Annotated in this window: 8 protein-coding genes; 1 reads left to right on the forward strand and 7 read right to left on the reverse strand. The window is 66.3% G+C overall.

The genetic code is table 11. The features are described from left to right. Nucleotides 1–37: 37 nt before the first annotated feature. From CVA01_RS12825 to rpmH, 7 genes are all read right to left on the reverse strand, one after another. Nucleotides 38–1,219, reverse strand: a complete 1,182-nt coding sequence (locus tag CVA01_RS12825) for a ParB/RepB/Spo0J family partition protein (protein ID WP_373862687.1) — start codon at nt 1,217–1,219, stop codon at nt 38–40. Then, nucleotides 1,216–2,160 (reverse strand): ParA family protein, encoded by a 945-nt coding sequence (locus CVA01_RS12830; protein ID WP_014011498.1) that lies wholly within the window; start codon nt 2,158–2,160, stop codon nt 1,216–1,218. Before CVA01_RS12830 ends, CVA01_RS12825 begins: the two co-directional genes overlap by 4 nt. Nucleotides 2,161–2,364: 204 nt before the next feature. Next, a complete protein-coding gene (gene rsmG / locus CVA01_RS12835) occupies nt 2,365–3,030 on the reverse strand; it encodes a 16S rRNA (guanine(527)-N(7))-methyltransferase RsmG (protein ID WP_141331231.1) in 666 nt (221 codons plus the stop codon). An 88-nt stretch (nt 3,031–3,118) separates the two neighbouring features. Continuing rightward, nucleotides 3,119–4,393 (reverse strand): membrane protein insertase YidC, encoded by a 1,275-nt coding sequence (yidC, locus tag CVA01_RS12840; RefSeq protein ID WP_141331233.1) that lies wholly within the window; start codon nt 4,391–4,393, stop codon nt 3,119–3,121. 72 nt (nt 4,394–4,465) lie between these two features. Next, on the reverse strand, nt 4,466–4,783 hold the full coding sequence (gene yidD, locus CVA01_RS12845) for a membrane protein insertion efficiency factor YidD (protein WP_073883835.1): 318 nt from the start codon (nt 4,781–4,783) through the stop codon (nt 4,466–4,468). Next, on the reverse strand, nt 4,749–5,144 hold the full coding sequence (rnpA, locus tag CVA01_RS12850; protein WP_073883834.1) for a ribonuclease P protein component: 396 nt from the start codon (nt 5,142–5,144) through the stop codon (nt 4,749–4,751). Before rnpA ends, yidD begins: the two co-directional genes overlap by 35 nt. Nucleotides 5,145–5,176: 32 nt before the next feature. After that, on the reverse strand, nt 5,177–5,320 hold the full coding sequence (rpmH, locus tag CVA01_RS12855) for a 50S ribosomal protein L34 (protein ID WP_014011503.1): 144 nt from the start codon (nt 5,318–5,320) through the stop codon (nt 5,177–5,179). 786 nt (nt 5,321–6,106) lie between these two features. Between rpmH and dnaA the strand changes: the two genes are divergently transcribed. Further along, entirely contained in the window at nt 6,107–7,801 is a 1,695-nt protein-coding gene (gene dnaA, locus CVA01_RS12860; RefSeq protein WP_014008541.1) for a chromosomal replication initiator protein DnaA, read from the forward strand. Nucleotides 7,802–7,841: the final 40 nt, after the last annotated feature.

Consider the following 7,841-nt stretch of genomic DNA (forward strand, 5'->3'; position numbering starts at 1 on the left):
CCGACCGTCCGATTCAGCCGAAGTCTACCGTCTGGGACTAGTCCCGGGGCAGCTTCAGCAGGTCAGTGATCCTTTCGAAGTCGTCAGAGTCACCGAACTCGACCACGATCTTCCCCTTCTTCGCGCCCATCTGCACGGTGACGCGGGTGTCGAGCGCGTCGGCCGCGGAGGTGGCCCATTCGCGCACTGCCTCGGGCTGCTCACGGGGCTCGCGCTTCTTCGGCTTCTCCTCGGCCCCGTCACCACGGTTGAGCAGCACCACGGCCTCCTCGGTGGCGCGGACGCTGAGCCCCTCAGCGACGATCCTGCCGGCGAGGGCCTCCTGCGCCTCCACCCCGGCCTTCACGCCGAGAATGGCGCGCGCGTGGCCGGCGCTGAGGACGCCGGCGGCGACCTTGCGCTGCACCGGGACCGGCAGCTGGAGCAGACGGATCATGTTGGTGATCAGCGGTCGGGACCGCCCGATCCGGCGGGCCAGTTCGGCCTGGGAGACGTCGAACTCCTCCAGCAACTGCTGGTAGGCGCTCGCCTCCTCCAACGGGTTGAGCTGGACGCGGTGGATGTTCTCCAGCAGAGCGTCCCGCAGCATGTCCTGGTCGTCGGTCTCCCTCACGATGGCGGGGATGACCTCCAGGCCGGCGAGCTCGGTGGCGCGCAGACGACGCTCACCCATGATGAGCTCGAAGGCGACCTCGGAGCCCTGGGGGAGGGGGCGGACGACAATCGGCTGCAGAAGTCCGAACTCGCGGATGGAGTGGACCAGTTCGCCGAGCGCCTCCTCCTCGAAGACCTGGCGCGGGTTCTTCGGGTTGGTCCGGATATCCGTCAGCGGGATCTCGCGGTAGGTCGCACCGAACTCGTTGACGGCGTCCGTGTCCGCGGTGACGGCGGCATCAGCCGTCGCAGTCTCGGCAGCCTGGGCGGCGTCCACGACAGCCTTCTCGACCTCGGGGGACCCGGCGGTTGTCACCGCCGTGGATACCGGGGCGTCCCGGGTGACGCCGAGGGCGCCGAGCGCGCCGCCGGCGGCGGCCTTCTCCGACATCGTGGACCGCGTGGACGGCCCGAGGATCACGTCGGCGGCACTGTCGCCGAGTCGCGGACCTGACGGTGCGGTGGGGATCAGTGCGGAGAGGCCACGTCCGAGGCCACCACGGTGGGTGTCCATCTTCGGCAGCTGCGGGTGTGCAGGCTTCTTCGTCTTCTTCTTGTCGGTCATGACCGCTCAGCCTCCAGTCGCAGCTCCGGCGCCACGCCGATCGGCGCGGTGCTTTCCGTAGGAAGATAGTCACCCCGGGCCGCGAACTCCACCGCGGCGTCGAAGTAGGCCATCGCACCACGGGATCCCGGGTCATACTGCAGCACCGTCTGGCCGTAGCCCGGCGCCTCGGAGACTTTCACACTGCGGGGGATGAGGTTGTCCAGGACCACGGACCCGAAGTGGGTCCTGACCTCGTCAGCGACCTGCTCGGCGAGCTTGGTGCGCGCATCGTACATGGTCAACAGCACGGCAGAGACGTGGATCTGCGGGTTGAGGTGCATCCGGATCATGTTGATGTTGCTCAGCAGCTGTCCCACACCCTCCAGCGCGTAGTACTCGCACTGGATGGGGATGAGCACCTCGGTGGCGGTGTTCATCGCGTTGATGGTGAGCAGACCGAGGGACGGCGGACAGTCGATGAAGACGTAGTCGAAGCCGTGCTCCTCGAGGAAGTCCTCGTTGAGGGCGTCATGCAGCCGGTACTCGCGACGCACCATGGAGACCAGTTCAATCTCGGCACCGGCGAGGTCGATCGTGGCCGGGATGCAGTAGAGGTTGGGGTTGGCCTCGCTCTGCTGGATCGTCTCCTCTGCCTTGTTCTGCCCGATGAGCAGTTCGTAGCTGGACGGGGTGCCCATCCGGTGCTCGGCACTGCAGGCGGTGGAGGCGTTGCCCTGGGGATCGAGATCGACCACGAGCACCTTCATCCCGTGCAGGGCGAGGGTCCAGGCGAAGTTCACGGTCGAGGTGGTCTTGCCGACGCCACCCTTCTGGTTCGACACCGTGATGAGGCGGGTGCGCTCAGGCCGGGGGAGGGACAGCTTCGAGGGATTCCGGATGATCGATGCACGGCGTGCAGCCTCGGCGATCGGGGTCTCGTCCCACTCAACTGGACTCATGGAGTTCCTATCTCTTACGTCTGCGTCGCGTCTGCTGCCCACCGGCGACGTGTTTCACGTGAAACAAGGGCAGCGGTCCCCTCGGTTACCGCCACCAGCCTAGTCCGCCTCCGTCGCAGCGACAACGGCGGACAGGGCCGACCGTCCCACGACATCCCCCGCCGTTTCACGTGAAACGGGTGAGCAGACCGGTCGGCCCCCCAGTCAGCGCAGTCGCTCGACCTCGGCGACAAATGTCGGCTGGTCGAGGACGCCGTCACCCACGGTGAGGACGCGCCCTTCGGCACCGCCGGCCTTGCGGATCTCCACCGCGTCCCGCTGGAACTCCTCGGCGACGCTGGAGCCCTTGAGGGCGCGGACGAACCCGCCCTTGCGTGCCAACGGCAGGGACCATCCCATGAGACGGCCCACCGGGGCCACGGCGCGGGAGGTGACCACGTCCGCACCGCCGACCGCCGTGACGATGGACTTCTCCTCGGCACGCCCCCGGTGCACCTCGACATTATCCAGTCCCAGATCCTCCACGACCTCACTGAGGAAGGTCGCCCGACGCAGCAGCGGCTCGACAAGCTGGACGCGCAGATCCGGACGCGCGATGGCCAGCGGGATGCCGGGCAGGCCTGCACCGGATCCGATGTCCACCACGCGCGCACCCTCGTCGATGACCTCACCGATCACCGCGCTGTTGAGGATGTGGCGGTCCCAGAGCCGGTCGACCTCGCGGGGCCCGATGAGCCCCCGGACCACCCCGGCGTCCGCCAGCCAGCCGGCGTAGCGCACGGCGAGGTCGAGGCGGTCGCCGAAGATGCGGGCGGCGGCCTCAGGGGCGTCGGGGGGAGTGGGAGAGGAAGGCTCAGTCACGCCGTCCATCCTAGCCGGTGCCCCCTCCGGACAGACGACACCCCCGGCGGCGACCTGGGTGTGGTCGCCGGCCGGGGGTGCCGGTGCGGTGGGGGAACTACCGCTGCTCGTCGCGGTACTGCCTGAGCACCGCGAGACGCTTCTGCTTCTTCGCCCGCTTCTTCGTCGCCGGGTCCTTCAGCTGGGTCTCGATCTCGTCGATCGTGGCGTCCAACTTCTCTGGACTCATGGCGGCAGCCTCGGAGCGGTAGGTCTTCACCTGCTCCTCGGACAGCGGCGGGCCGGCCGGGGACTCCTGGGACTCTGCTCCGGTGAAGGGGTTCGCCGGCGTGGCACTCTTGGCGTCCTTGGCGCCCTTCTCATCCTCGGTGTGCTCGAGAACAACGGTGGAGGTCGCCTGGGCCTGGCCGTCATCCTTGGGTTTCTTGCCGGGCTTCGGGGCGTTGGTCCGCTTCGCGGCGAGCTTGGCCTCCTTCTCCTCGGCCTCCTCGCGGTCCATCTTGCGGTAGACGAGAACCTGCTGGACGAAGGTCCAGGAGGTGTTGGTCAGCATGTAGACCGCAAGGCCGACGTGCCAGAAGTAGGCACCGACCAGGGACAGCACCGGCATGACCCAGACCATGAGCTTCTGCATCATGGCCATCTGGTTCTCCATCATGTCCTGCTGAGGAGTGGTGGCGCCCTTTTTCTTCGACTTCGCCTGCTCTGCCTTCCTCCTGGCCTGGCGGACCAGCGAGTGCTTCGCGTTGAAGTGCATGATGACCGCGGCGACGAGCATCATCGGGATGACCACGAAAGCGATGTTCGCACGGGTGAAGTCGACCGAACCGTCATCGGTGAAGGCGCCGAAGGAATCCGTCGGCATGGAGATGTAGGAGGACAGCGGAGCCCCGAAGAGACGGGCGTCCAGGAAGGACTGGACCTCGTCGATGCCGAAACCGTAGTTCGCGGTGTTACGGGTCTCCTCGATGGACATCCCCAGCTGACCGGTGCCGGTACCGGTGCGGTTGAAGGACCGCAGCACGTGGAACAGACCGATGAAGATCGGGATCTGGACCAGCATCGGCAGACAGGAGGCGAGCGGGTTGACGCCCATCTCCTTCTGCAGCTTGCGCATCTCCAGGGCCTGCTGCTGCTGGTCCTTGGCGTATTTGCGCTTGATCTCCTGCATCCGCGGCTGCATCTCCTGCATCTTGCGGCCGGAGCGGAGCTGCTTGATCATCGGCCTCAGCAGCAGCAGACGCAGCGTGACCACCAGGAAGATGATCGACAGCGCCCACGTGATGCCGGAGTCCGGGTCGAGGATGAGGCCCCAGGCCTTATGCCAGAACCAGAGCACCCATGAGATGGGGTAGTAGATGAAATTGAGCACTGCTTGTGGACTCTCCTTGCGTGGACGAGCTGGTTGTCTGCGGACGCCGGAAGTGCGGCGGAAGGTGTGGTGCTACCGCCGGTGACGCCGACTCCCCGCAGGCGGGACGGGGTCCCATCCGCCGGGGTGCCAGGGGCCGCATTTCGCCAGCCGCGCGACGCTCAGGAAGAAACCCCTCACCGCTCCGAACCGGGCGAAGGCGGTGAGGGCGTAGGCGCTGCACGACGGCGTGAAACGGCACGACGGCCCCAGTTTAAGGGGTGAAAGGTAGTTCTGGTAACCGAGGATCATCCTCCGTAGGACGCGGGCCCGCCCGGTGGACAGGTCGCCGGGGGCGGGACCGTCAGCCCGACCGTCAGCCGAGGAGTCGGCGGAGTGCGTGTCGCACATCCCGCTCCAGCTCCCCGGAGGTCGCGGTCGCGGCGGCCGGCAGGGCGCGCAGCACGATCGACAGGTCAGGACGCAGCGTCCCCGCCATCTCCGCGTCATCGAGGACGCGGCCGGCGGTGTGGCGCAGGCGTCGGGAGACGGCATGCCTGGTGACGGCGTTACCCACCGCCTTGGAGACGACCAGGCCGACGCGCGGTCCCCCCACGGTCACGGGCGCTGCGGACGGTCGTCCGGCGCCGGGCCCCTCGAACTGCCCCTCATACACGTACACCACCGCAGTGCGACTTCCCTTTTTCCTGCCCCGGCGGACCGTCTCCCCGAACAGGGAGGTGGACCGGAGGCGGTGTTCTTCAGGAAGCACTGCGGTGGTGTGACGTCAGTACCGCGCGGTGACTACGCGGTGAGGGACTTGCGGCCCTTGCTGCGGCGCGCGGAGACGATGGCGCGACCGGCGCGGGTACGCATACGTGTACGGAAGCCGTGCTTGTGGGCACGACGGCGGTTGTTCGGCTGGAAAGTACGCTTGCCCTTGGCCACGGTACTCACTCCTTATTCTGTCGTCCGCGCTCGACGTGCCAGTGCGGGTGACCGTCCCCGTGTGGGGAGGACGCCGCGTTCCGGTCGCCGACCGCGGTTCATGCGGTCATTGTTGGTGTGGCCGACGGCGACGGGGGACCCGTGCAGTGCCGACCGTCCGCCCCAGTGGTTCCGGGCGGGGGAGTATCGGGAACGTCGGACAGGGTCCGTCGTTCAGTGACACTCAGAGACGATGGCCAATTTACAGGCATGACCTCGCTGTGCAAAATCTGACACGCATCACAACCTTGTGATTTATCCACCGGGACAGGGGGACGGTCCGGACGCCGGTGGGGAAGACCCGGGGAAGGCTCACAGCCGGTTGGCAGACTTCTCCGTGCAGGTCAGCGTTTTATGTCACCGGGTCACATCCGTGGAACCCACAACCTGTGGACAACTTTTTCCGCCCCCGAACCGTAAAGGTGTAGTTTAGGGGAGATCATTGCAGGTCAGAGAGTTATCCACAGTCGCCTTGGGTTTGTCCACAACGGTGGAGTAGCCTGTTGACAACGAAGCCGGAAAAGTTATCCACAGGTGTGCACAAACCTGTGGATGCGCAGGCCACACCAGTGCCGGGTTATCCACATCCCGGTGAGTTTCTTTCCGGTGAACCTCTGGTGTCCCCTGTGTATCAATATGGCGTCCGGGGCGTGTTCCACGCTCCGGGTACTCTTGCATTCTCTGCTCTCCACTCTCCCGATCTGTTCTCCCGATCTGTACGCCCTGCAATGAAAGGACCCGCCCACGATGACCACAGCCGAGGACTTTCCCACCGTCTGGGCGAACCTCGTCACACGGTGGGTCACGTCGGACGCCGCGTCCGCCGAGTTCCCCGAGGTCACACCGCGCTCCAGGTCTCTGCTCCAGCAGCTCGACCCGGTCGTCCTGGTCAACGGCATCGCCGTCCTCACCGCACCGTCGAAGTGGGTACGTACGGAAACAGAGAAGAAGCTCAGCGCACACATCAGTGAGGTCCTCGAGCGCGAGATCGGTATGCCGGTCACCCTCTCCCTCAGTGTGAAGGAGCTCGCCGCCGAGGCTCCCGCGGAGAATGCGCCGGCCGCCGCGACAGCGAAACCGGTGGAGCCGCCGGTCCAGGCGGTCGACGCGGACGAAGCCTTCGAGGAGCCGCGCCGGTCCTCCCAGTTCGGTGATCTGCCGTCGGTTCCCCCGGGGCCCGTCCACACCCCTGATCTCTGGGAGAACATGGACGACGCCGCGTTCCCGCACCCGGAGTTCACGGAAAACACCCAGGCCAACCAGCCTGCCGTGTCCTCCGCCGCCCCCGCTACCGCGGCCTACGCGGAACCCGCCCAGGTCGCCGAGCCGGTCACCGTGACCGCCGGTGTCCCGGTAACGACCGCCGCCACCGCGCCGGCCGCCGCCGCGACCCATGCCGACGACGAGAACCGACTCAATCCGAAGTACACCTTCGACACCTTCGTCACCGGCCCGTCGAACCAGTTCCCCGCCGCGGCCTGCCGGGCCGTCGCCGAGAACCCTGGCAAGGCCTACAATCCGCTGTTCATCTACGGTCAGCCGGGTCTGGGCAAGACCCACCTACTGCACGCCATCGGGCACTACGCCCGGGAGCTCAAGCCGGAGATCCGGGTGCGGTACGTCTCCAGTGAAGAGATGACCAACGAGTTCATCAACGCGATTCAGGGTGGCCCGCTCGCGCTCGACCAGTTCAAGCGGAACTACCGGAACCTCGACCTCCTCATCGTCGACGACATCCAGTTCCTCCAGGGCAAGGAGTCGACCCAGGAGGAGTTCTTCCACACCTTCAATGCCCTCTACCAGGCGAATCACCAGATCGTGCTGTCCTCTGACCGTCCGCCGTCACAGCTGACGACGCTGGAGGACCGGCTGCGTACCCGCTTCGAGGGCGGGCTCACCACCGACGTGAAGACACCGGACCTGGAGACGAGGATGGCGATTCTCGCCAAGAAGTCCCTGCTCAACGGGGCGGCAGTACCGCGTGATGTGCTGGAGTTCATCGCCAGCCGCAACGAGTCCTCCATCCGTGAGCTCGAGGGTGCGCTGACCCGGGTGGTGGCCTACTGTTCCATGACCGGTGAGCCGATCACCATCGCCGCAGCGGAGGTGGTGGTCAAGGACATCCTGCCGCAGGACGTCAAGATCACCCCGGAGATGGTCATCGAGGTCATCGCCGACCACTTCACCGTCTCGATCGACCAGCTCACCGGTCCGTCGAAGGTCCGCAAGATCGTCACCGCCCGACAGTTCGGCATGTTCCTCACCCGTGAGTACTGCGAGATGTCGACGACGAAGATCGGTGAAGTCTACGGCGGACGCGACCACACCACGGTGATGCACGCGGAGAAGAAGATGCGCACCGCCATCCAGGAGAACACCGCCATCTTCGAGCAGTTCCAGGAACTGACCCAGAAGATCAAGTCCCGCGCGCGTCAGCGCTGACGGAGTTTCCGGGGCAAGGGGAGAAGGGACCCGGGGGGGT

The organism is Corynebacterium variabile (assembly GCF_006539825.1).
Taxonomy (GTDB): Bacteria; Actinomycetota; Actinomycetes; order Mycobacteriales; family Mycobacteriaceae; genus Corynebacterium; species Corynebacterium variabile.